This window comes from Arenicella chitinivorans (genome assembly GCF_014651515.1).
GTDB classification, from domain to species: Bacteria; Pseudomonadota; Gammaproteobacteria; order Arenicellales; family Arenicellaceae; genus Arenicella; species Arenicella chitinivorans.
This window is the reverse complement of record NZ_BMXA01000001.1, coordinates 421,765-446,869: the sequence shown is the minus strand read 5'-3', so window position 1 is coordinate 446,869 and position 25,105 is coordinate 421,765. Positions and strand designations below refer to the sequence as shown.

Annotated in this window: 24 protein-coding genes; 5 read left to right on the top strand and 19 right to left on the bottom strand. The window is 51.2% G+C overall.

Features of this window, described 5'->3' with window-relative positions:
* Positions 1 to 78: 78 nt before the first annotated feature.
* Positions 79 to 879 carry a helix-turn-helix domain-containing protein gene (locus IE055_RS01995; protein WP_189398329.1) on the top strand — a complete coding sequence of 267 codons (801 nt, stop codon included), beginning with the start codon at positions 79 to 81 and terminating at the stop codon, positions 877 to 879.
* Here IE055_RS01995 and IE055_RS01990 read toward each other — a convergent pair.
* The 14 genes from IE055_RS01990 to IE055_RS01925 all read right to left on the bottom strand — a co-directional run bounded on the left by IE055_RS01990 (position 876) and on the right by IE055_RS01925 (position 14,833).
* Positions 876 to 1,985 carry a glutathione S-transferase family protein gene (locus IE055_RS01990; protein WP_189398328.1) on the bottom strand — a complete coding sequence of 370 codons (1,110 nt, stop codon included), beginning with the start codon at positions 1,983 to 1,985 and terminating at the stop codon, positions 876 to 878. The genes IE055_RS01995 and IE055_RS01990 overlap by 4 nt on opposite strands.
* 2 nt (positions 1,986 to 1,987) lie before the next feature.
* Entirely contained in the window at positions 1,988 to 3,166 is a 1,179-nt protein-coding gene (locus IE055_RS01985) for an acetyl-CoA C-acyltransferase (protein WP_189398327.1), read from the bottom strand.
* Positions 3,167 to 3,185: 19 nt separating this feature from the next.
* Positions 3,186 to 4,091 (bottom strand): 3-hydroxyacyl-CoA dehydrogenase NAD-binding domain-containing protein, encoded by a 906-nt coding sequence (locus tag IE055_RS01980; protein ID WP_189398326.1) that lies wholly within the window; start codon positions 4,089 to 4,091, stop codon positions 3,186 to 3,188.
* Complete coding sequence (locus IE055_RS01975; RefSeq protein ID WP_189398325.1) at positions 4,088 to 5,224, bottom strand: acyl-CoA dehydrogenase family protein; 1,137 nt, start codon at positions 5,222 to 5,224, stop codon at positions 4,088 to 4,090. Before IE055_RS01975 ends, IE055_RS01980 begins: the two co-directional genes overlap by 4 nt.
* 9 nt (positions 5,225 to 5,233) lie before the next feature.
* A complete protein-coding gene (locus tag IE055_RS01970) occupies positions 5,234 to 6,409 on the bottom strand; it encodes an acyl-CoA dehydrogenase family protein (protein WP_189398324.1) in 1,176 nt (391 codons plus the stop codon).
* 92 nt (positions 6,410 to 6,501) lie between these two features.
* Positions 6,502 to 7,332, bottom strand: a complete 831-nt coding sequence (argB, locus tag IE055_RS01965) for an acetylglutamate kinase (RefSeq protein WP_189398323.1) — start codon at positions 7,330 to 7,332, stop codon at positions 6,502 to 6,504.
* Positions 7,333 to 7,346: 14 nt separating this feature from the next.
* The gene (gene argC, locus IE055_RS01960; RefSeq protein ID WP_189398322.1) at positions 7,347 to 8,426 is read right to left on the bottom strand and encodes an N-acetyl-gamma-glutamyl-phosphate reductase; all 1,080 of its coding nucleotides are present in this window, start codon (positions 8,424 to 8,426) and stop codon (positions 7,347 to 7,349) included.
* Positions 8,427 to 8,430: 4 nt separating this feature from the next.
* Positions 8,431 to 9,447: a succinylglutamate desuccinylase gene (gene astE / locus IE055_RS01955; protein ID WP_189398321.1), complete on the bottom strand. Its 1,017-nt coding sequence runs from the start codon at positions 9,445 to 9,447 to the stop codon at positions 8,431 to 8,433.
* On the bottom strand, positions 9,431 to 10,771 hold the full coding sequence (gene astB / locus IE055_RS01950) for an N-succinylarginine dihydrolase (RefSeq protein ID WP_189398320.1): 1,341 nt from the start codon (positions 10,769 to 10,771) through the stop codon (positions 9,431 to 9,433). The genes astE and astB overlap by 17 nt, the downstream gene beginning before the upstream one ends.
* A 31-nt stretch (positions 10,772 to 10,802) precedes the next feature.
* Positions 10,803 to 11,834, bottom strand: a complete 1,032-nt coding sequence (astA, locus tag IE055_RS01945; RefSeq protein WP_189398319.1) for an arginine N-succinyltransferase — start codon at positions 11,832 to 11,834, stop codon at positions 10,803 to 10,805.
* Positions 11,835 to 12,045: 211 nt separating this feature from the next.
* Positions 12,046 to 12,756: a LytR/AlgR family response regulator transcription factor gene (locus IE055_RS01940; protein ID WP_189398318.1), complete on the bottom strand. Its 711-nt coding sequence runs from the start codon at positions 12,754 to 12,756 to the stop codon at positions 12,046 to 12,048.
* Positions 12,753 to 13,886, bottom strand: a complete 1,134-nt coding sequence (locus IE055_RS01935) for a sensor histidine kinase (protein ID WP_189398317.1) — start codon at positions 13,884 to 13,886, stop codon at positions 12,753 to 12,755. Before IE055_RS01935 ends, IE055_RS01940 begins: the two co-directional genes overlap by 4 nt.
* Entirely contained in the window at positions 13,886 to 14,221 is a 336-nt protein-coding gene (locus tag IE055_RS01930; protein ID WP_189398316.1) for a hypothetical protein, read from the bottom strand. Before IE055_RS01930 ends, IE055_RS01935 begins: the two co-directional genes overlap by 1 nt.
* Positions 14,222 to 14,344: 123 nt before the next feature.
* Positions 14,345 to 14,833, bottom strand: a complete 489-nt coding sequence (locus tag IE055_RS01925) for an Lrp/AsnC family transcriptional regulator (protein WP_189398315.1) — start codon at positions 14,831 to 14,833, stop codon at positions 14,345 to 14,347.
* Between the two features lie 223 nt (positions 14,834 to 15,056).
* Between IE055_RS01925 and IE055_RS01920 the strand changes: the two genes are divergently transcribed.
* Entirely contained in the window at positions 15,057 to 16,436 is a 1,380-nt protein-coding gene (locus IE055_RS01920) for an aminotransferase (RefSeq protein ID WP_189398314.1), read from the top strand.
* 55 nt (positions 16,437 to 16,491) lie between these two features.
* On the opposite strand, the gene IE055_RS01915 is transcribed toward IE055_RS01920, so the two are convergent.
* The 4 genes from IE055_RS01915 to IE055_RS01900 form a co-directional block, all read right to left on the bottom strand.
* Positions 16,492 to 17,070 carry a nitroreductase family protein gene (locus IE055_RS01915; protein ID WP_189398313.1) on the bottom strand — a complete coding sequence of 193 codons (579 nt, stop codon included), beginning with the start codon at positions 17,068 to 17,070 and terminating at the stop codon, positions 16,492 to 16,494.
* A 153-nt stretch (positions 17,071 to 17,223) separates the two neighbouring features.
* Entirely contained in the window at positions 17,224 to 20,349 is a 3,126-nt protein-coding gene (locus IE055_RS01910; RefSeq protein WP_189398312.1) for an efflux RND transporter permease subunit, read from the bottom strand.
* A 27-nt stretch (positions 20,350 to 20,376) separates the two neighbouring features.
* Positions 20,377 to 21,675 (bottom strand): efflux RND transporter periplasmic adaptor subunit, encoded by a 1,299-nt coding sequence (locus IE055_RS01905; protein WP_189398311.1) that lies wholly within the window; start codon positions 21,673 to 21,675, stop codon positions 20,377 to 20,379.
* Positions 21,676 to 21,908: 233 nt separating this feature from the next.
* Positions 21,909 to 22,442 (bottom strand): YaeQ family protein, encoded by a 534-nt coding sequence (locus IE055_RS01900; RefSeq protein ID WP_189398310.1) that lies wholly within the window; start codon positions 22,440 to 22,442, stop codon positions 21,909 to 21,911.
* A 154-nt stretch (positions 22,443 to 22,596) separates the two neighbouring features.
* Here IE055_RS01900 and IE055_RS01895 point away from each other — a divergent pair, with 154 nt between their 5' ends.
* Together IE055_RS01895 and IE055_RS01890 are read left to right on the top strand one after the other, a co-directional pair.
* On the top strand, positions 22,597 to 23,817 hold the full coding sequence (locus IE055_RS01895) for a M24 family metallopeptidase (protein ID WP_189398309.1): 1,221 nt from the start codon (positions 22,597 to 22,599) through the stop codon (positions 23,815 to 23,817).
* Positions 23,810 to 24,274 carry a GNAT family N-acetyltransferase gene (locus tag IE055_RS01890; RefSeq protein WP_189398308.1) on the top strand — a complete coding sequence of 155 codons (465 nt, stop codon included), beginning with the start codon at positions 23,810 to 23,812 and terminating at the stop codon, positions 24,272 to 24,274. The genes IE055_RS01895 and IE055_RS01890 overlap by 8 nt, the downstream gene beginning before the upstream one ends.
* Before the next feature lie 9 nt (positions 24,275 to 24,283).
* On the opposite strand, the gene IE055_RS01885 is transcribed toward IE055_RS01890, so the two are convergent.
* On the bottom strand, positions 24,284 to 24,631 hold the full coding sequence (locus IE055_RS01885) for a helix-turn-helix domain-containing protein (RefSeq protein ID WP_189398307.1): 348 nt from the start codon (positions 24,629 to 24,631) through the stop codon (positions 24,284 to 24,286).
* Positions 24,632 to 24,712: 81 nt separating this feature from the next.
* On the opposite strand from IE055_RS01885, the gene IE055_RS18030 reads away from it, so the two are divergent.
* Entirely contained in the window at positions 24,713 to 24,985 is a 273-nt protein-coding gene (locus IE055_RS18030; protein WP_189398306.1) for a YdaS family helix-turn-helix protein, read from the top strand.
* Positions 24,986 to 25,105: the final 120 nt, after the last annotated feature.

Sequence of the window (25,105 nt, the reverse complement as noted above, 5' to 3'; positions counted from 1 at the left end):
ACCTGGCAGGTTATTGCGATCAGCAGTCCCCAGTTGTTACCTTTACCGCTACACGGTCAATACCAATGAGGTATCACGATGGAGCCGGAAACCAGTAAATTTACCCAGTCGCTCAAAGCATGGCGTAAGAACCGGAAATTGTCGCAGCTGGAACTTGCCTTGGCAGCGGACGTGTCGCAACGCCATGTAAGCTGGTTGGAAACCGGTCGCAGCAAACCCAGTCGCGAGATGGTTCTGCGTCTTTCGGCGGCCATGGAAGTCCCCCTTCGTGAGCGTAATACCTTGCTCAATGCCGCCGGATTCGCGGATGTGTATCGCGAACAACAGTTGGACGACCCGGCCATGGCATCAATCAAAACGGTGTTAGCCGAAATTCTAAAACACCACGAGCCCTACCCTGCGTTCGTTCTCGACCGGTATTGGAATATCCAACAGCAGAATTACGCTGCCGACAGAATGTTTGACATGGTTGGTGGCGCCGAAGCACTTTGGCAAGCGGTTGGCGATACTGGGGAGCGCAACATCGCTTTGTTGACGGTGCATCCGCACGGGTTTAAACAATTTGTCCAAAACTGGGACGATGTGGCGATTCAATTCGCACAACGGTTACAGAAAGAAGCGTTAGACAGCTGCGACGAAAGAATTATGCGCCGGCTCGAGCAACTCAGTGCCTATCTGCCGCAAAGTGACGTGCCAACCTTGGAACCACTGCTGCCGATCATTCCCATTGAGCTGAATGTAAACGGATTACACCTGAGCCTGTGTTCCGTTATTTCCACCTTTGGTACCGCACAGGACATCACCGCAGATGAGCTTCGGGTCGAAACGTTTTACCCTGCCAATGAACACACGGCAGACTTTCTGGCCGGGAAGGTTTAAGATTCAGCGGCAAACTGCAGTCGGTTATTTACGCGCGTTACTCGATGCGTCAACCCGCGTTGCAGTGCATCGCCAAAACCAGCTTCCTGCAATAGAGCATCCACCTCGGTGGTATCACTCAAACCGTCATAGTAATCAACAGCGCGCTGAAACATCCATAATACATACGGCAGCACCACACGCTCCGCAGTCACGCCTTCCACATTGAATTCGTGTGAGCCAATCATCCGTTCGATGGCGCTTTTCTCCGGGTTCTGAGTGCGCCACTCGGCTAATAGACGGTCGGTATCAGCAATCACCGGAAGTTGTTCACGGCTCATCCGCTTTAGCACCGGCAGCAAGGTCTCGGGGACCTGGTCATCTGCTAGCCACTCGCCTGCTTCCATACTGGCCTCATCACTGATCATGCGTCGTACCCAATCACACAGTGCCGGCGCTTTTTTGCGCATCAGCTTGCCCGGTGCTGGGTCTCGATATAGATGCGCGTACAGCGGCCCAATCAACCCAAAGTCCGCCAAACTCGGCTTACTCCCGAATACAAAGTCATGCTGTTCAAAATGCGCTTGCAGATCACCTAACAGGCTTACGTAAGATTTTTCAATGGCATTGATATTGTGTTCATTGATTCCAAGTTTAGGTACTGCGCCTTTAAAGCGCGCTCCCGCTTTCTTACCTAAGTAGCGGCGGACAAAGCCGGGCGCATTCGGCATCACAATGCTGCCGAACTCGCCGTAAATAAATCGACTGTTGGTGGCGGGGTAATTCCACCGATAATGCATGGCTGGAATCACTAGCCACTCGTCAGCGTAAGTTTCCAGTAGCAACGCCACTAAGTGCTGCTTGGGACTTGACGGGTAAACGGAGTGCTCCGGGAATCGTGCTTCCAGTTGGTCAATAATCTCCGTGGTGTCCTGCCAGACATCATCTTCTGGGGATTGCACCACCGGCACGAACTGCACACCCGTGCGTGGTATGATAAATTTCTTGTACACACTGATGGTGGCAAGCACCTCATCAAATGGAATGCCTTTTTTACGTAAGTAAGAACGCGCCTTGCCCGAGTACAGAGAACATTCCACACCGTAAAGTTGATACCTGTCACGCATGGCTAAACAACCTCAAATAATCCAGCCGCGCCCATGCCACCACCAATACACATGGTTACGACCACGTATTTTACACCTCGACGCTTACCTTCGATCAAGGCATGACCGACCATACGAGAACCGCTCATGCCGTATGGGTGACCGATCGAGATCGCGCCACCGTTGACATTCAGTTTGTCATTATCAATGCCCAAGTGATCACGACAGTACAGCACCTGCACCGCGAACGCTTCATTCAATTCCCACAGACCAATATCGTCAATCGACAAACCATGTTGTTTTAGTAATTTAGGGATCGCATATACAGGCCCGATGCCCATTTCATCCGGTTCACAACCAGCCACCGCCATGCCGCGATAAACACCCAACGGTTCCAGACCACGTTGTTCTGCCAACTTCTCGTCCATCACCACCTGCGCCGCTGCGCCGTCCGACAACTGCGATGCGTTGCCAGCGGTAATCGTGCCACCATCGACTACGGTTTTTAAATTGGCCAGACCTTCCGCGGTGGTGGCGCGTAGGCCTTCATCGCGTGACACCGTCACTGCTTCTGGACTAGCCTCTTTGGTTTCTTTGTCGTAAACCAGTTTCGTGCAATCCACCGACACCAGCTCCGCGTCATAATGTCCGGCCTCGTAGGCAGCCGCGGTACGTTGCTGTGATTGCAAACCGTACTCGTCCATGGCATCGCGACTAATGCCGTACCGCTTAGCCACCACTTCGGCAGTTTGCAACATCGGCATGTAAATATGCGGATGCATGGCGAGCAGTTCTTTATCGGCGGCACGGTACATATTCATCTTGTCGTTCTGGGTCAAACTAATGCTTTCCACACCACCGCCCACAACCACCGACATGCCGTCTACCATGATCTGTTTGGCCGCGGTGGCTACCGCCATCAAGCCCGAAGAACACTGACGGTCAATCGTCATGCCTGCCACGCTGACCGGCAAACCGGCACGCAAAGCAATTTGGCGCGCAATATTTTGCCCAGACGCACCCTGCTGGAGTGCCGCACCCATGATGACGTCTTCCACTTCGGCGCCTTCAACGCCTGCACGCTTAACGGCTTCGCTGACCGCTGCCGCACCCAGTGTTGCAGTATTCAAATCATTAAAACCACCTCGATACGCCTTACCAATAGGTGTTCTGGCGGTGGAAACAATAACAGCACTTTTCATAATATTTCTCTCTATTCGGTTAATCGCCAGAGTGGGCAGCGAGGAAACCAGGCTGCGCGAATTCCGGCTTAGGATAACGGTAAAACCCCTGTCCAGATTTAAACCCCAAATGTCCTTTGTCGACATACGATTGCAACAGGGTCACAAAGTGGTCGCCGGTGAGTTCTGGCCGGTTGTGCGCAATATGCAGTGCCGTGTCCAAACCAATCTGGTCCAGCATACCAAATGGCCCGGCTGGGGTTTTAAAATTGCCCATGAATGAGCGGTCAATATCTTGAATCGAACCCGCACCGCTAGTCAGCAACTGTGTGGCTTGCTGCATAATAGTAAACAGCATGGCATTGAACAAATAGCCCGGCGTCTCTTGTTGCACATGAACCGGGATTTGATGGATACGTCGGCCAAACTCCATCAGTAACGCAACATAATCCGGATCCGTCTCGCTGTGCGGCATGACATCGACCACGGTTTGATTAAACACATCGTGAAAATGAAATGCGCAGAACTGAGCGGGTCGATCAACCGCGCTTAAAAATTGTGATGGCAGTAAAAACGAGGTGTTGGTGGCAAGCAGAACATCTGGTGATAGTAAAGGACACACATCCGTAAAGAACGCGTTTTTGATCGGCACATCTTCGGTAATCGATTCAATTACCAAATCAGTCTCCTTCACCGCCTCGGATAAGTCAGTTGTCATCTGCAAATGGGTGGCAACTCGCCCAGCCTGAGCATTGGATACCTGCTCGTCTCGCAGCAAGCCATGAACTAGTCTGGCATGCTGCTGCTTAGCGGTTTCGAGTTGAGACTCCTGTAGATCAAACAACGTCACATGGTAACCGTCCAGTGCACAGCGCAAGGCAATCCGCAGCCCCAGCGTACCACCGCCAGCCACCATGATCTGTCGTATGTCGTCAATCTGCTTCATACAGCGTAAGCCAGCTTGTTAAACTGGTTTTGGAAGAAAGCGCGGTCTCCGAACATTAAATTGATCATCATCAGACGTTTCACGTAGTGGCCCACGTCAAGCTCGTCGGTCAGTCCCATCCCACCATGCAATTGGATCGCCTCGTCGCCGATCAACTTACCGTTCTTAGCAATCATGGTTCTAAGTCCGGCCACCATCTTGGCTTTATCGTGCTCGGAAGACGCCTCATCGGTGAGTTCACACAGCGTGCCAACCAACAGCGATTTGGCCTGTTCAAAGGCCATAAACGTGTCCACCATACGGTGCTGCAAAGCCTGAAACGACGAAATTGGCACACCGAACTGTTTACGCGTTTTGGTGTAAGCCACCGTGGTTTGGTTCAATTTTTCCATGATGCCGACGGCTTCTGCCGACAAGGCCACGTGCGTACGCGTCAGCATGTCTTCGACTAAGCTCAAACCCTGACCCAATTCAGATACCAACTCTGCTCGCGCATCCGTAAACGTAATATCCGCCGCTTGCTGACCATCCATCAATGGGTAGCCTTGTCGCGTCACACCATCCGCTTGCGTATCAAGTAAAAACACACTCAAGCCATCACGCTCGGTTTGTTCACCACTGGTTCGCGCAAGGACCAACAGCTTGGATGACGACGGCGCAGCCAAGACACACACCTTGGTGCCATTCAACCGATATGCATCACCGTCAGCGGTGGCCGTGGTTGCCACGTTCACCACATCAAAGCGTGATTGTTGCTCATACAACGCCACGGCGCCCATCAAACTGCCACCGATCAGTTCACCAAGTATCTCGGCTTTATCCGTTGCGCTACTAGCCTCTAACAGGCCACCAAACATGACGACGTTTGGCACGACTGGCTCAACCACTAGGGCTCGCCCGAGTTCTTGCATGATGGCAGCCACATCAATAATGCTGCCCCCATAACCACCGAAGTCTTCGGCGAATGGGATCGACAACCAACCCAAGTCGGCAAAAGTCTGCCAATGTTTTGGTTCAAAACCTTCGGTTTTCTCGGTCGACGCTCGACGCTGATCAAAGCTGTAATTATCCTGTGCCCAACGGACGATACTGTCACGCAATAAAACCTGCTCTTCACTGTATTCAAGATTCATAACGCCTCCCTATAGACCCAGGACCGCTTTCGCGATCACATTACGTTGCACTTCATTCGAACCGCCATAAATGGTGGCAGCACGACCGTACATATATGAACGTCGTGCGTTCGAGCCTAATCGGTGTAACTCATTTTGAAAACTGTCTTGTTTCAAAGCACCAGCGTACGCGCCAATGGTTTGCATCCGCAGCTCCTGAATCGCTTGTTGAATTTCAGTGCCTTTAATTTTGAGCAGTGATGCTTCCGGCCCCGGTGTGTCACCGGCTGATAAAGACGCCAGCACACGCAGGTCCATATACTCCAGCGCCATTAATTCGATCTCGATATCCGACACCTGGGTCTGAAACACAGGGTCATCAATCAAACGCCCATTGGCATTAGTTTGTTTCTCCGCCAGCTCCACAATCTGGCTTAGCCCACGACGACTTTCTGCTACCGCTGCAATGGACGTGCGTTCATGCGCCAGCAACGCCTTGGCGTAGGTCCAACCTTGATGCTCGTTGCCCACGCGATTCGCGACCGGCACGCGAACGTTGTCGAATACCACTTCATTCAAACTGTGATAATTATCGATACTGTGAATCGGATTCACGGTGATCCCTTCGGACTTCATATCGATGAGCAGAAAGCTGATGCCCTGCTGACGTTTGTCGAAGGTACCAGTACGCACCAGACAAAAAATCCAGTCGGCGTGCTGTGCGTACGTCGTCCATATCTTGGCGCCATTGACAACGTAATGGTCGCCATCCAAGGTGGCACGTGTTTGTAGTGCAGCCAGATCGGAACCAGCACCAGGCTCGGAGTAGCCTTGGCACCACCAGTCATCACTGCGCAGAATGCGCGGCAGAAATGTTTCTTTTTGCTCATCAGAGCCAAATGTGAAAATAACCGGGGCCACCATTCTAAGACCGAACGGCACGACTTCCGGTGCCCCGGCGCGACTGCGTTCGGTCTCAAAGATAAACTTCTGTACTGGCGTCCAGCCAGTACCACCATATTCGACGGGCCAATCCGGTGCTACCCAGCCTTTTTCATAGAGCTTTTTTTGCCAGGCTTCCATGGTACCTTTAATGTCGGTACCGTCATCCAGTGCGGTTCGCAGATCATCGGTAAATGCCTGCTTAAAAAACGCGCGAACCTCTTGCTGAAACTCGAGGTCCGCTGCAGAAAACTGATTATCCATCCTTCTCCACCGTGCTTATAGTTGTAGTATGGGAGCATGAATTCTACACAGCTACGATGACAAATTGTGTAAACGGCGCGAATAAGGTGTATTCAGCCGGTGATTAAACGAGTCCCGGCGCGGTCTGAGCCGGTCGCCAACGCCAGAAATGCCCCTTGTGATGCGGCGTTGCCAATCGCGATTGTGCCCACACCATGATCCAGCAATGCAAACGATTCACGCAGTTTAGGAATCATTCCATCAGTGATAACACCCTGTTGTATCAGGGCTTCTGACTCCGCCGCGGTCATCGATTTAATGCGACTCGCGGGATCAGTGATATCAGCGAACACGCCGCCGACCCGCGTGCTAAGCAGCAACAAGTCGGCCTGCATTGCGCGCGCAATGGCCGCCACCGTGGTATCTGCATTGATATTAAAAACGCGACCGTCAACATCAACCCCAAGCGACGCGATCACCGGCACAAAACCACCGTTCAGCAAGCACTCGATGGCATGTACATTCACATCCGTAACGTCACCGACTTCACCCAGATCAATGATGCCACGGGCACCAAAATCCATTGGCGGGCGTTTTTGGGCCTGAATTAACTGCCCGGATGCCCCATGACAACCAAAGGCGGGCACGCCGCCTGCCAATAGACTGGCGACCAGGTCAACGTTCACCTCACCACATAAGGCCTGCTTCACCACCTGCAAGTCTTCAGCACTGGTAATCCGCCGCCCTTCAACTTTGTTCGGCGTCAGGCCGTATACCGTTTGCAGACGGTTTAATTGCGGACCGCCGCCATGCAGGATGACACACCGCCAGCCGGCCCGAATCAGATCGCCGACGTTTTGCGCAAGTGCCCGACGATCTTCAGGCGTGGCCAGCATGTCGCCGCCAACTTTAATTACTGCGGTTTGTTCTTGCTTCGCTGTCATACCTTGCGTCTCGCTTACGGCCACATACCTGGATTTTGCAATTGATAAGCGTTGTGATGGCCGGTCATCAAGTTAAAGTTTTGCATGGCCTGGCCCGCCCCGCCTTTGATGAGATTGTCCAACACCGCAATTGCACACACGGTGCGCTTGCCTGAAACCTCATCCGTTTTAATATCCAAACCAATTTCAATGCGCAGTGTGTTTTTCACAGAGACGACTTCCGGCGTCATTCCTTTTGGTAGCACGGAAATTAGCGGAAAGTCCTTAAAGTATTCCTGGTACTGGGCACGCAGTTCGTCTTCAGATACGTCATCCGGCGCATCCAGTTGGGCAATCGACATCATCCCGCGTGACAAGGGTGCCGATACCGGCACGAAATCCAGCGATACCTGATCACCGCCGGCCGCGCGCAAGGTTTGTAGAATCTCAGGTGTGTGTTGATGATTAAAAACCTTATACGCCTTGAGATTATTACTGCGAATGGTGTGGTGATTACCGACCTGCGGATGCACACCCGAGCCACTGGACCCAGTAAGTGCAACTAGGCGCACAGTGTGCCCGGAAAGCTGCCCTGCCGCCGCCATGGGTAACAAGGAGGCCGCAATACAGGTGGCAAAACAGCCAGGGTTGGCCACGTGCTTCGCGGTTCGAATCTGCTCGGCATACAGCTCAGGCATACCGTATACAAAGGTGCCCAAACGTTCCGGACACGGATGCTCCGGCGCATAAACGCGTGTGTAGTCGTCGAGTTGTTGCAAACGAAAATCACCGGACAAGTCGATGATTCGTACATCGGTGTCAAACAGTTCCATTGCCACCTTGGCGGTAATGATGTGCGGCATGGCCAGAAACACAATGTCCGCGCCGTCGACCGCTTCAATCGGTGGAATGTCCTCCAGCACCAAGTCACTAAGCCCATAAAAGCTTCGGTGTACTTGGCCGATATTCTGCCCGATATGGTCTTTACTCGACACGCGGAGCATCTCCACATCATCGCGAGACAGCAGGTTACGAAGCAGTTCGGCCGATAAAAAGCCGCTTCCGCCAATGATCGACACCTTGGTTTTGGTTTGCGTCTGGTTGGATTGGTTCATGCGTTTACGCCTCGGTTAATTCAGTTAAATCGGTCACCGGCGCCACGACAAGCATCGCGCGTTGGCCTGGTGGTACGTTGGTAATGGGGAAGACAAAACGCTCGCCATCACGTTGAGTGCGGTACTCATAATCGTCGTCCGAGGCCAGCAAAGCGCCAGCGTCATACTCAGTGAAGTTCTTGGCCTCATCCGGAATGTGGAGCTTGAAATTTTCACTGCGTTTAATCACTTCTTCGACTACTGCAAAGATCTTTATTGCTTGCCGTCGAGCAACGAAACGTTCTGTGCCATCAACCACACGACGTAACGACTCCGTCATCTGTGCAAAACGACGCATATCGTTATCACCAAACTTTCGAACCTTACCGAGCTCGATGGTGAACGCGTCGGCACCAAACTCATGACTACTAAAGTAAGAGTACGTGCCTGACGGCTGATTGGAGAGCAGGACCGCCTCGATACCCGCTTGCTCCAAAAAACCAAACTGTGATTCTGACCATGTCCGACTGTGCAGATACGGGTAGACGGCAAATTTCTCGATATAAGAACCGCGAATCGCCGTGTGCAAATCATAATGCAGTCGTGGCTCGTCACCGTCGAGAAAGAACGCCTCGGTCAGTGCTTCCAGCCGCGCCGCACGCGCAGCCTCTTTAGCCGTCGAGTGCCGGTGCTTGCCTGAAAACAAGCGGTTCAAATTTTCTTCGACAAACCGCTGCTCTGCGATGGCGGCTGGGGGATTACCGATGACAAACATCAACTCATTGTTGACCTTCAGCTGCCCGTTGAAAATGTCAGACACAAGCTGATCAACGATCTCCATCGGCGCAGTCTCATTACCGTGAACCCCGCAAGAGATAAGCGCTCGATGTGAGCCGGGTTGCGTTGGGCTGATGCGCAACACACCGGCGTCAAGCAACGTCAGTCGCGTGCCATCGGCAAGCGTTTCGGTCAGCGATGTCGGTGATTCCGGCGCCGCCAGCGTTCTAGCTAAGAAGCGCTGCGTACTAACGCTGGAATTCATAAAATGCTCCCAGGTCGAATATCTGCGTCAATTCATCCAAGGCGCTAAAGCTCTCTTGCGCCAACGATGGGTCTCGCAAATCATCAGGACGTAGCTCGTCTCGATAGTGGCGATTAACCCAATCACTCAAGGTGTCGAATAAGGCGTCGTTCAGTAAGAAACGCGGATTGACTGCGGCGAGCTCGGCTTCATTTAACGCCACTCGCAATCGCAGACAAGCCGGGCCGCCGCCGTTCTGCATACTCTGACGCACATCCACAAAGATCAGTTTCTGAATCGGTGTGTGCGATTCTTGCAGAGTCTGTAAATATGCATACACTGCGTCGTTTTCACGACTCTCTTGAGGCAGGATGAGTACCATGCCTTGCTGGTCCGGCAATTTGACCAACTGAGAATTAAACAAATACGATTTAACCGCTGACTCGAGCGAGACGGCATCGGTTGGCACTTCAATGAAGTGCAGCGGCGACTCACCGAACTGTCGTTGTAACGATTCCTGCATCACCTGCTTATCAACAAAGGCTTCCTCGTGCATAAAGAACGTATCCAGATTCGACACACTGACTACGTCGTTATGAAACGCTCCCGCATCAATGATCTGCGGATTCTGCTGGGCGTACACCACGCGGCCAGGGTCGAGATGATGTAGCTGGCTGATTGCCCGTGATGCCTCAAAGGTCTGACGACTTGGGAAGCGCGCTGGCGCCAGTGTATTCTCACGAAACGCGTAACGACCATAGACAAACAGTTGCACACCCGGTGCGCCATAATCAACCGCAAATCGATTGTGGTTGGCCGCACCTTCATCACCAAAATGACTACCGGCTGGCAACGCAGGATGGTGCACAAAGTGCTGCTCGTTATTGAAGATCGCCTGCAACAATTTACCGGTGCACTCGTGCTCGATCGAGCGATGAAACATGCTGCTCAGATTCGCTGGCGTAAAATGGACCCGCTGATCGGCAGAGTCCGCGCTGGGCGAAACGGTACACGCATTAGCGGTCCACATACTGGAGGCCGAATAACAACTGGCTAACAGTTCCGGAGCCAGATTCGAGGCCTGCTCTATGACCTTGGTGTCCGAACCTGTGAAACCAAGTCGACGCAAGGTGGGCAAATGCGGACGTTGCTGTGGCAACAATACGCCCTGTTGCAAGCCCAGGCTGCGCAGTTGTTGCATTTTTTGCAAGCCCTGCAGCGCCGCTTGTTTCGGGTACGCGATCTTTAAAGCGTTGCTCTTGGAGGCCACATTGCCGTGCGACAAACCGCCGTAATTATGCGTCGGGCCGATCAGGCCATCAAAGTTGACTTCGTAGCTATTCATGATATCTCGTGGTGATCGAAGCGTGCGCGCTTCAGGATGTGGATTCTGGGTTGCTCAACAAGTATCGGACCGAATCACCCAACTCCAGCTCGAGTGCTTTAATGGTGGCCCGTGGCAAGCGCACACCGCCTTTTTCCACTGAAATACGGGTGGCACACGCTTTGAAAGAGTGGATGTCGCTACTTGCGATCAGCGCTTGATCATCGCCGTCGAATTCAGAAATACCAATCAGCTCAGCGAGGTGACTGTTGCGAACCGATCGAATATCGTCGATTTTGGTGTCCACGCTGGGCGCCGCATCAAAAATATCCACATGCCCATTCCAGCGGAAGCCTTCTTTCTCCAGCATTCGCATAGCCGGCTTGCCAACGTCGTTCGGACGACCAATTACCGCTTGCGCCGAGCGTGGCAACATATTCACATAAATCGGCTGTTTAGGCATTAAGTCAGCAATGAACTGATTGCCATGTACCGCACCATAAAGATCCGCATCAGCGAAACTCATCTCAAAAAAGTGGCTGCCAACGGCATCCCAAAACGGCGAGTTACCGTGCTCATCAAAATAGCCACGCAAATCCGCCATGACACTCTCTGGAAATCGATCACGGAACTGCGCCATAAACAAATAACGCGTTTTGGCCAACAAGCGACCGTTACCATTCTTGCGGTAACCTTGATCTAAGTAGAGCGTCGCAACCTCAGAAAAACCCTCAAAATGATTGGACAGGTTCAACATTTCAAACGTCACTTTTTTATCCAGCTCCTTGCAGGAGTGTGTCACTTTATTGAGCTTATACGAATAAAACTCATCCTTACTGCCCAAGCAGGCAATAATGGCTGCGGTGCCGACGATCAAATCCTTCTCAGTATCATGCATTACCAGAAAATAGGTCTCATCGTCTGGTTGCGTGATATTTTTTTCAATACTAGCAGCCGAGTTAACCAGCTTACTGCGCAACACTGCGCGCTCAGGCGGCAAGGTAGTCATACCGGGAAACGCCTGTTCAGCCAGCGACATGACGCCGTCGAGATCAGATTCTTTTGCCGTGCGAACTATAATCATGAGGTACCCTCCAATGCCGTTCATTCTGGCATGTTGACCCCGAAATTAGGCATTGAAAGCGAAACCAAGAGAGTTAGATTCTGCGGTTCACGCCCCTCATGGCCGTACAAAATTCAGCTCGCCTTCTGGTCCAAACACAGGCGAGCACCTGCAACCACGATATTGCTAACCAACTGAACTATGCGCCGCGACCTGTGATTCTCACCTCAGTCTAAAAGCTCAGTCGACGTTTGAGATCTACCGCGTTGCGCCGCGACACCGCGACCACCATGCCATCACTCATGGTGAGTTCATAGCCATCACCAACACCTTCATGGATAGCTGAAATCTCGTTCAAGTTCACGATGTATTGGCGGTTTACCCGAAAAAAATAGCGTTGTGGTAATCGCGTTTCTATCGAGTTCAGCGCTTTTTTCACAAACGGTTTTTGATTCGCAAAAAATACCCGCGCGTAATTCTTGCAGCTTTCAAAGTAGCGAATTTCGGCAAGCGACACCAAATGACAATCATCGCCATCCTTGATGAACATTTTACTATTCATATCGAGTGTCTCAGCGACCGATTCATGCTCGCGCGTCCCAAATTTGAGTTTATCAATGGCTTCAGCCAACCGCTCTTCGGAAATCGGCTTTAGCAAGTAGTCAACCGGATTAAAATCGAAGGACCGATAGGCATACTCTGAATACGCCGTGGTAAAAATTACTTTTGGCTCATAAGGGATTTTTTCAAGTAGATCAAACCCACTTTCACCCGGCATATGAATATCCAGGAACAACACATCAGGATGATGCTGCTCAATCAGAGACAACGCGGTGGCCGGATGATCAGCCGCGCCGACGACACTTAGGTTCTCGTGGTTTGCCAGCATTTTGAGCAGCCCCTCGCGCGCTAACCGCGAATCTTCGACGACCAATGCTTTCATTGCGCCTGCTCCAATGGCACGACCACACGCGTGTGAAACTTATGATCATTGACGTCCGTATACAACCCTGCGGCTGGACCGTAGAGTAATTGTAGTCGCTGATCAATGTTGCGCAAGCCAATCCCACTTTCACCATTGGTATCGTTTGCTGCGCTTACCGAAGGCGAATCGGGCATACTGTTGCTCACGGAGACTTTCATCATGTCCGACTCCTTCACAATACTGACGTCAACATCTCCGCCAAACTGCATTCGCTCAATGCCATGTTTTACCGCATTTTCAAGCAACATTTGCAGCATCATGGGCGGCACCATCACCGACTGCAAACCATCGTCCACACGCATGGAGAGGCGGAGTCGGTCTTCAAACTGAATTTTCACTAAATCTAAATAACGTTGAGTGATATCAAGCTCCTGACTCAACATCACGGTTTCCTGTTTACTGCTCTCCAATGAGTACCGCAATACTGCAGACAAAGACATCAGCATGTTCTCAGCCTGTTTAGCATCTTCGGTAATCATAAAGCGAATATTGTTCAATGCATTAAACAAAAAATGGGGGTTTAACTGATTCGCTAAACTGCTGAGACGCGCTTCTTTAAGGCTGTTTTGTAGTTGTAAGTTGTCGATCCTCGTCTGATGCGCACGGCGCGAATTCGTAATCCCCAAATACACGGCAACCCAACATACGAAATACAAAGTTGATTGCACAAAGTTGCCAAACAGGAAGGCCCAAATAATATGCTCAGGTGACTGTGAGGGAGCCTGCAGCCGCTGAAGGCGAATAATTTCGTCGTAGTGAATCGGCAACATAATGACACACATAAAGGCAACCGCCATGACACTTACCGCAAGCACCAGCCCTACATTTTTTACAATAATAGTGCTGTTAGGAAGGTCTAAGCGTCGATACACAATGTTGCGTTGGCGCACATAAAGGCCACCGATGAAAAAAGCGCAAAGCCAGAGCGTATTGCCCAGCATGGACACCGAGAACCCTTCCTTAAAACCAAACACAAACCAGAGGACGAGTGCGAAACTAAATTGCAGTAAAACACCGCCGATATGACACACCCAAAAAGAACGACTCGCGGTAAAAAGGGGTACAGAGTGGGAGGCTTGGGTTTGCATTAGTCGTTCACCACTCGCGCCACAAGGTGACCACAAAAATCGAGTATCAGCTGCGGTGACTGCGTTACGGCGGTGGTGGCAGCAGCCATCCACAACTGTGTTTGCACATGCAATACATTCGCCAAACCGGAAACCATATTCGATGGAGAGTCGGTTTGATCCAAAGTCAGCTTAAACGTCGTGCTTAGAGTTGAATCGTCGTGCTGGATCGAGATAGTTAGGGGCATAGACACGACTGCGTCAGTCGCGTGTTGATTCTTGAATAAAATGTCACTCACCACCACACTCAGCAAACACGCAGTGATAAACACACTGATAATTTGGTTTTTCTGCATACTGTTGCACTCCTACTGTCGAGTCAGGTTTAAGACAATGTATCTACGCTAAACAGTATGCGCGAAAGACCCTCACCGCGGTGAATATGGTGCCGAACGGAGGAATCACAGGTTAATCGGCGGTTAAAGATCAACCAACGTATCTAACGGGTAGCCGGAGAAGTCTTTGGTCCGCTCAAGAATGATCAGTGTGTTCATTTTCCCAATACCAATATTACTCTTAAGTATTTCTTCACTGATACGGTTGTAGCTTTTGACATCGGTACACACGAACTTCAGTAAGTAGTCGTAAGCGCCACTGATTTTATAGCTGTCGGTGACTTCCCGAATATCCCGCACCGCGGCATCGAAACGCTCGAAGTCCTCAGGAAAATGGTTTTCCAAGGTCACTTCGGCAAAGGCCTCTACGTGCGCCGCCAGTTTTTCGAGGTCTATTTCCGTCACATAGCGTTTTAACAAGCCTTCCGATTCCAAGCGTTTCACTCGACTTAGGCAGGCGCTGGCCGAGAGGTGGACCTGCTCGGCTAACTGTTGATTGGTAATTCGCGCATTGGTTTGCAGAATCGTCAGAATCTTAAGATCAATTTTATTTATTTTGCTGAGTGCCGCCATAGTTCCCTCAATCTAGTCCCCTCAATCGTAGAGAGTTTGGTCAGTGCTGCTAACTAACGCCTGTAAGTGTAAATTTATCTCGGAGAAAACCGAGTTGTTCCGCAGTTTTTTTTGTTGCCAAGTGCTGGAAAGAATCATATATCGAATTTAATCACGTTACTCATGCTGCGTGAAGCATATGCTAACTTAGCATCACCACGAATAAAAATATCACGGTAAGACTATGCCCTCAGAGCACAAGAACCTAAAACAATTAGACGCGCAAAGCATCCTGCATCCGTCCACTAATGCCCATGACTTTGCCGAGACTGGCTCAAAAATCATTCAGAGCGGAAAGGGTATCCACCTGCACGACACCGACGGGAATACCCTGATCGACGCCGTGGCAGGACTATGGTGTGTCAACGTGGGCTACGGCCGAAGTGAACTCGCCGACGCCATGCAACAAGCAGCCACCAACCTTAGTTATTACCATACGTTTACGGGCATGTCGAATGTCCCGCAGATCGAACTGGCTGAACGGTTACTGTCATTGGCACCCAAACAAATGTCCAAAGTGTTCTTTGCCAGCGGCGGCTCAGACGGTAATGACTCGTTGATGAAGATTGTTTGGTACTACCACAACCTGATTGGAAAGCCAGCCAAACGCAAGATCATCTCGCGCTGGCAGGCGTATCATGGCACGTCGGTTGCCACGGCCAGCTTGACCGGCCTACCCTCGTTTCATAAAGATTTTAATTTGCCAATCGACGGTGTACTGCATACCGAATCGCCTGACTATTTTCGCCACGCGAACCCAGGGGAAAGCGAGTTAGCATTCTCGCAGCGCCGCGCAGACGAACTGGAGCAGATGATACTGCGCGAAGGACCTGACACAGTCGGCGCATTTATCGCCGAACCCGTGATGGGTGCCGGCGGCGTCATTACGCCACCCGAAGGCTATTTTGCCGCAATACAAGCAGTCACCCGAAAGTATGACATCCTGTTTATTGCGGATGAAGTGGTCTGCGGGTTTGGTCGACTGGGAACATGGTTTGGTAGCGAAGTTTACGATATCGAACCGGATATGATGACCACTGCAAAAGCGCTTACTAGTGGTTACTTTCCGTTCTCCGCGTCCTTCATCACCGAAAAAATCTGGGACGTAATCAAGCAAGGGTCAGCCAAATATGGCAGTTTTGCACACGGTTACACCTATGCTGGACACCCGATCGGGGCTGCCGTGGCAATGGCTAACTTGGACATCATTGAGTCTGAAAAACTGGTAGACCAATCGGCCGATGTCGGTGCCTATTTTCATCAACAATTACAGCAGCGTTTTGCAAATGACCCGTTCGTGGCGCAGATCCGCGGTCAAGGCATGCTCGCTGCAGTGCAGTTGATGCAAGACAAAGACAGCAAGACATTCTTTGCGCCAAGCACCAAAATCGCACCTCAAGTGACCGCAGAATGTTACAAAAATGGATTGATCGCGCGACCATTGCCTTCAGTGGATTCAGTGGCTTTCTCACCACCGCTAGTCACAACCAAGTCGGACGTGGACAGTATCGTGGCAATCTTTGAGCAGTCCTTACGCACCGTGATGCAACAGCACGGGTTGTAACGGATTCGTATCAGGGCGGGATAATCGCATCGCGTTATCCCGCTTTCATGGTTCGCTACCTAAACCATATTTCATCCAGTGATTTACGGCTATTCGGCACTTCCTCATTGCGTTTCTCGTCACTGAGGTTCGACAGATCGGCGAGCTTACCGATCGTAAACCCCATCACCACCTCGTGTCGGGCCGGATCGAGCTTCAAATAGTCGGTGATTTCCGGTTTTAAGATGCCCCCCATTCCATGCGTGTAGAGGCCTTCTTTTCTAGCTTGTAAGGTTAACGCCATCCACGCCGCCCCGCAATCGAACTCAGCATACGCATTGGGCTTGCCGTTGTGTTCAAAATGGCGTTCAGCCACCATAAACCCGATCACACTGGTGTCTTTGGCCCAAGCTTGATTGCCCTCGACTAGTAAGTTTAAATACTCGTCAAAAGTCGCACCCGTTGAGGTGTAGAGACGCCAGGGCTGCGCGTTAAAACACGACGGTGACCACCGCGCAGCCTCCATAATTCTCGTAAGGACAGGTTCTTCAATCTGGTGCTGTTGAAATGCGCGTGGCGACCAGCGCTGTACAAAAATTGGGGCAACATCGACGCTGGTTTGGCGTTCGGAAAAATCAATTTGATTATCTGACATAGTGTTTTACAGGGAATTCGGAGTTTGATAAAGCGCACATCGTAACTGTTTGCGGTGAACAAGTCATGCAGGCTTACCACGCTACCAGACACAAAAAAGCCAGACCCGAAATCGGTGCCTGGCCTTTCTGGTCTCGCCATTCAGCTTTCTTAGTTACGCATCTAGTTTCGCTTTTACATAGTTAGCACTCAGTTTTGCCGAACCAAATACACGACGAAACCAACCAGCAATTTTATCGCCGATGACCAACAGCGCGGGCACAAAGAACAGGGTGTAAAAGAAAGCGACCAAGAGCGCGAATGCCAGTGAGATCACGATCGGCTTGAGAAAGGCCGCTTGGCTAGATTTTTCCAGCATCAACGGCACCAAACCAATAAACGTGGTGACCGACGTGATCAGAATAGCGCGGAACCGTGATTTACCAGCACGAACTATGCCGTCTAACACGCTCATACCCTGTTTGCGGTACTCATTGAACGCGTCAACCAATACAAGGTTGTCGTTGATAACCACGCCGAACGCGGCCACGACCCCGAAGATACTAAAGAGCGAGAAAGACTCACCAAGGAACAGATGACCAATCACTGCGCCCATCCACGCAAAGGGGAGCGCAGCCATGATAACCAATGGCTGAAAATAGCTCTTGAACGCAATAGCCAATAAAAACAACACGGCCATCAATGCGATTAAGCTTAATCGCCCAATCTCAGCATTGAACTCAGCTTCTGCGACTTGCTGGCCAATTGCGGCGCGGGTCAGCCCTGGGTATTTCTTCTCTAGCTGGGGAAAGAACTCATCGTTCATTTCCTGCATGATTTCCTTCAACACGGGCTCGCGCAAATAGCCTTGAATGCGCGCTGCACGTAAGCCATCCCAGTGCTGAATTCGCTTGAGGCCTGGGCCATAAGAAATATCAACTACCGAGGTCAAAGGCACCTCTCGACCATCGCTCATGCGAATACGGAAGTGTTTCAGACTCTCCAATGAGTTGCGGCTGGCTTTCGGGTAGCGCACCATCACTTTGACGTCTTGCGATGCGCGAGGCAAACGCTGGACTTCATCGCCGTAGTAGGCTTGACGGACCTGCTGCATCACCTGTCCCAAGGTCAGCCCAAGCTGCTCAGCGCCAGGCTTAAGTTGAAAACGCAGTTCTTCACTGGCACTGTCCAGATTATTGGAAATGTCATACAGCGACGCGAATCCACGCAACTTATCCGTAATGTCATCCACCGCCAGTTGCAGCTGATCCAGATCTGGGTGGCGTACCGAAATGTCCAAATCTGGACCGTCGCTATCCATGGAGTATCCGACCCGCACAGACTTGGCTTCGGGAACCGGCCCGATCAGGTCACGTAGGCGTAATGCCACTTCTTTCGCACCCATCGCGCGAACTTCGGCAGGTGCCAGACGCATGATTGCTATCACGCTGTCGCGGCGAGAGCGGGTATACCAGTTTTCGATAACCTTCTGGCTCTCGCCTTCTTCTGCGGCAGTCTCGACCTCGTTGATCAAGGTTTCTTGTGCTCGCTGAATTTGGCCAAGAATCTCAAGGGCGCGATCGTACGTCGTCCCTTCTCGCAAATCGATATTTACGTCTACTTGCTCGGCTTCAATCTCTGGATTAAAGGAGGACTTCACGTAGCCGCCGCCCATAATCCCGCCAGCCACCACCAACAGTGCGGCGATAAAAATCACTATGGTAATCAACGGGTTACGCAGCGCACGCTGCAAGTACGCGCCGTATTTCACATCCCCGAACCAAACAATGCTCTCTGCAATTCGATTCTGGGCTTTGGTTAGTCGATTGTGCGCATGCACTGGTTTTACGTTAGACAGATGCGCTGGCAGAATAAACAAGGATTCGATCAAGGAGAAACTCAGAGCCAGAATCACCACCCATGAGATTTGGCGCGTGAACTCCGAGGTGGCACCACTGATAAATAACCACGGCATAAAGGCGATAATGGTCGTCAGTACACCAAAAATTACGGGCTTAGCAACGCGGGATGCACCATCGATCGCGCCTTGTAATCCCCCATTACCAGACTCTACTTCGGTGTGAATACGTTCACCGACAATGATTGCATCGTCAACTACGATACCGAGCACCAGCAAAAATGCGAAAGTCGATAGCATGTTCAAAGACACACCCAGACTTGGCATTAACACAAAGGCACCTGCGTACGCTGTACCAACACCAGCGGCAACCCAAAATGCGACCTTGGGGCGTAAAGTCAGAAACAGCACCAAGAACACCAAAATCAAACCAGAGAATGCGGCACTGCCGATGGTGGATAGCCGACTATTAAAGTCAATCGCTGAATCTTGCCATAACGTTAGACTCACGCCTTCAGGCAGCGTTTCTTTGCGCTTCTCCATCCACTCTCTAACTGACTTGGACATCGTGACTACGTCCATCACTTCGCTCGACATAACTTGCACTAAGACGGCAGGTTCACCATTCAACGTGGCGAGAATCTCATTCTCCTCAAAACCATCGATCACGGTGGCAACATCGCCTACCGTAATCACACCACCTTCCGGCAGTTGACGTACTACGATACTGGCAAAATCCACTTCCGTGTCCGCTAAATTGTTAGTCCGAAGGGTGTACTCGCCGCCACCGGTGCGTACATTACCGGCAGATAAGTTGATCGACGATCCCCGAATCGCGTTAGCGATCTCATCGAAACTGATACGGTATCGACGCAGCGCGCTTTCGCTGACCTCAATGGATATTTCCTCGTTACGTGTGCCGAAAATTTCGACCACAGACACGCCCTTCAATTGTGCGACTTCGCGCCGCATGTCTTCCGCCAAACGCTTTAACTGACGTTCACCGACGTTGCCGTGCACCGCAACTCGCATCATCTCCTCACGCGTCACCCATTGGGTAATCCGCGGCTGTTCTATGTCAGGTGGTAGACTGGAAATACTGTTAACCCGTGTGGTGACATCGTCCATGACAGACGAAAAATTAGCCGCGTTCTCGGCCATGATGTAAACGCCACCATAGCCTTCCGCTGACTCCGATCGAATCCAATCCAGACTCTCAAGGTCCTTCAGCGACTCTTCAATTCGCGATACGATTTGCTCCTCCACATCGCGTGGACTGGCGCCGGGCCACCCAACGATCACCTGCATGCCTGGAAATGCGATGGTCGGGAAAATTTCGCGTTCTAACTTATTAAAACCCATGATGCCGGCAATAATGATGGCAATCATCAGTAGATTTGCCGCGACGTGGTTATCAGCCCACCAGGCTATTAAGCTTTTCATTTGCTTTCTCCTCGTAGTATGCGGTAATTAGCTTTGGGCGTCGGCAGCAGCGGATGTCGCGGCATCAGAGGCATCCGGAGACACTACTTTTTCCTCGTCATCATCCGCAGATTCCAGGGCTGGCTCGGCAATTGGTGCGACGTCGGATTCCGGTAATTTCACCGCCATACCGGTGTGTGCACCTGGCACTGACGATGTGATTACCCGATCGCCAGGGCTTAGGTCAGATAAACCGTGATTGGCTACGATCACAAACTCTTCCGAGGTGTACACCACCTTGACAGTACGCGTCGCGAGTTCGTCATTTTGGTAAACATAGACCTGATTGCCATTGCGCAGCGCGGTGCGTGGAATCTGTAATCCAGCTAACTTAGTCGGTGATGCCAATTCAACATCAACAAATAGTCCTGGAACTAATGGGACATCTTGCTCTTGATTCAACGCAAATGGATTCTCTACCACGATGGTCGCGAACAACAGACGCGTGTCGTTATCAACACTTGCGTCAATGCTCTTTAAGTAACCTGGCCACTCATGCCGCTCGGTACCGAACACTGCCGAAACTTTAGCTGGATGACCGGCATCCCCTGATTTATCTGAAGAGTAGCCTACCTTCAAACCCAGTTCTTCGATCTGCACGTCGGTCATCGGGATTCGAATTTCCATCGCATCGGTGGCAAATACGCGACCAATACTGGCACCGCGACTTAGGAACTGTCCCAATTCGGCCGACTTTGTCATAATGCGCCCCGAGAACGGCGCGGATATCTTGGTGCGCTCATAGTTCAGGCGCGCCGCCGCAAGTTCCGCCTTCGCCGCATCCAATCGAGCCTTGGCGCGATCGATCTGAGGCTTATTCAAACGCAAGGGATTTGCCTGATCGAGCGGTTTACCCTGCAGGTCCTCCCACTCACGAGCATTAGTCGCCGCAGTTGCCAGCTCGATGTCCACATCGACCTGTGCGGAAGCTACCGCTGCTTCGGCAGACTTCAATGCGACTTGATAATCGGCATCGTCGATCTCTAACAGCACTTCTCCCGGTTCAAACTGACCACCCTCAATAAATTTATTCGACACAGATTTGACCTTGCCATTCACTTCGGTCACTAATTCAATGTCGGTCTTCGCCCGCACTTCGCCTTGAAAGCTCGAATAGACCACTTGCTCAATGTCGGTCACATCAACAGTCCGCACCACCAATGGCGGCTTTGTGCTCTCTTCCTCTTCGGGCTTAGGCTTGATGGATTGCAAAACAACAATGATCGCCACTGCACTGAACAGAATTCCGACGCCGATCAAAAACGGTTTAAATTTGGCTAATTTCATTTTCAATATCCTATGACCCTGATATCAACAAGGCTCTATCTCTTATAGCGGGCTGGTAACCACCGACTCCAATCCCATCATTTGGTGTAGAGCGTAAACGCGCTTTACTGCGCAACTCATGGTGTTTAGTCGTTGCTGCGAGACAATAACGTCACACCTTTTTTCACTCGTGTTTTAGTACTTCTGATGTTTAGATGCGAACCGCGAGGGAATGGATTCAAAAAAACTAAAATTTATTCACAAAGGACTTCCCAAGTAATTTCACATTCGCCGTCAGCCACCGCTACGTAAGCCGACTGCCCCGTAATCGTGACCGAACAGTCCATGGTTCGGTTTGCTAATTCGGCCATCCGAATAATACTATTGGGGTCAAAACGCGTTATTTGCGCGCCGCTTTGCGACAGCTTAGCACCGTTCTGAGACCACCATACGTCAGTTTTACTGTTAAATGTATACAGCCTGACTAACTCTGCACTACGAACCGCTTTTTTCACCCGATCTACCACAGGCTCTCCAGTTTCGATCCAGAGTTTAATTTTATCGTCGTACGACTTAATCCAGATATCGGGCTCGTCTTGTTCGCTCAACCCTTTGGTAAACGTCAGATCCGGCGTTGCATTTAGACAAAATGCCATGACCCGCGCCATCATGCGAGTCAGTGTTTCTGACGGATGTAACGCTACCGTTAACGACAAGCTGTCATAATAGTTGCGTTCCAGATCAGAGAGTGCAATCCTCAACTTATATATTGTTGGCTTGATGGCCATAGTAAATTCCACGCGCGTTATCGTATGTCACTCTGTGCAAAGCACACGCGCACCTCAGGGCGTGTTGTCGTGTGCGATCTGCACAATGTCAGAGGCATTCAGGTTGTTTTCGGCCTCCTTATAACGCGTATCACTTAAAAGAGCGAGACAAATTATGACAATTGGAGTCGGCGGTAGCGACGCCAACACAGAACTGAGCAAACTGGTCAATATGGCGACTAAAGCCCAGGCGATAAGCCTCAGTGAGTTTGAACAACGTAAACAAAACGCCTGTGACACGATGCGCACAGCTGGACTTGACGCCATTTACCTCAATGCTGGCACCAATCTATACTATTTCACCGGTACGCGCTGGGGCGCCAGTGAACGGATGGTCGGGGCATTACTGACCGCATCTGGCAACTTGCACTACATTGCGCCACACTTTGAGATCAGCACTTTACGCGGCTATCTCCAGGTTCAAGGCGAGGTTCATGGCTGGCATGAACACGAGTCGCCCTATGCATTGTTTTCACAGCTACTGGAACAACTTGGCTTAGGAAATGACGCGGTGATTGGATTGGATGAGTCATGCCCATTCTTCATCAGCAACGGACTGGTTCAAGCCAGCCCACAAACACAATTTACTGATGCTAAACCCGTCACTGCCGGATGTCGCATGCGCAAATCCACCGCCGAACTGGCCCTAATGCAATGCGCTAAAGACATGACAATGGAGGTTCATAAAGCGGCCGCTAAAATTCTGCGACCGGGTATCACGACGGACGAAGTCACGGAGTTTATTGATGCGGCTCACCGTCAGGTTGGGGCACCAAAAGGCTCGTATTTTTGTATTGTCTTATTCGGAGAAGACACCGCATACCCGCACGGCGTCAGCAATCCGAAAACACTCGACCTGAACGACATGGTCCTAATCGATACTGGCTGTCAGGTGCACGGCTATAATTCAGACATCACTCGGACCTACGTGTTCGGTACGCCGACCGACCGTGATCGTGAAGTATGGGAGCACGAGAAATGCGCCCAAGCGGCAGGCTTCGAGGCGGCAAAAATCGGGGCACCCTGCGGCAGGATTGACACAGTCGCACGTGAATACCTGGAGTCACAGGGCTACGGTCCTGCCTATACCACACCCGGATTACCACATCGAACGGGCCATGGAATCGGGTTGGATATCCACGAATGGCCGTATCTTGTGTCGAGTGACACCACGCCCTTGGATATCGGCATGTGTTTCAGCAACGAACCCATGATCTGCATACCCGGTGAGTTTGGTATCCGTTTGGAAGACCATTTCTATATGACCAGCGAAGGCCCAAAATGGTTTACCGAACCGTCACACTCAATTGATGACCCGTTTGGCTACCATGTCTGATGCCACAACGCGCTGGCAACACGCCAGATTCGGAGAATTAATTGGACGCGAAGTGTTCGAGATGCTGCGCCTGCGGCAGGCTGTCTTCATCGTCGAACAAAACTGCCCCTACCCCGACATCGATGACGCGGACCTCAAAGGCAGTCATTTACTTGCCTGGCAAGATGATGAGTTAATCGCCTGCTCACGGTTGTTGGGGCCAGGAATCACCTATCCGAATCCATCCATTGGACGGGTTGCCACCGCGGCTACGCACCGTGGTGGCGGTCTTGGGCGGCGCTTGATGGCGCGCTCGATCGACATTGTTTCACGGCGGCATCCTGGCCAGCCAATAAAGATCGGGGCACAACAGTACCTAGAAAAATTTTACACCAGCCTCGGCTTTCAAACGCAATCTGAGGTTTACCTAGAAGATGGGATTCCGCATATCGATATGCTACGCCCCGCAGCTGGCTAAAAACGCCACTTACTTATCGAGAAGAGATTGCATAATGTGTAACGCAATCTCTTTTTGATCCTGCTCTGGCAATCGAGACAACATCCGCTCTACCTCCTCTCGTCGCGCACCATCCCTGTTGGTTTGGTAATCTGCACTTGCTTCGCCAACGCCCTGTCCAAAGTGCTCGCCTGTGGCCAGCCAGCCCAGTTCACATTCTAAGGCACGCGCCAACTCAACGATATGCGACGTACGCTTTGCGCGACCAGACGTCAGCTTGTAAACCATGCCTTGAGATATCCCGGCACGCAATGCCACCTCGTCCTGCGTTAAGCTCAGGGCGTGTATTCGTGCATTAATTCGGTCAGCTAAGCTCATAGACTGATAATATTACTTAAGTAATATTATTCCAACTACTAAAGTATTGACAAGTGACTACCAAAGTAATAACCTTAATCCATGGATGATCAAGGCGTGATTGCTTTAGTAAGAAAGTCAATGGCGATACACGGCGGGACTCAGGCGGAGTTTGCTGTCGCGTGTGGTGTCTCACAAAGCCTGATCAGTCAATTCTTGAGCGGGAATAAGCGACCCGGGTGGCGTACATGCAAAAATATTGAACGTCTCACCCAAGGTCAGGTGTCTCGTTATCAGCTCAGACCAGACATCTTTGGCGAGCCCAGCAATGCAATCAGTATCACAGGAGAACCATCACGAAGAAGCGCAGAATAAAATTTAATCAATATGAAACAATAATCACAGTACATACGGGTCTAGGTCATAACGTCAATCAGCATTCGCAGTAACACCGACGATAAAGGTGGATATTTCTTGCTTGGCTTACTCTTCCCG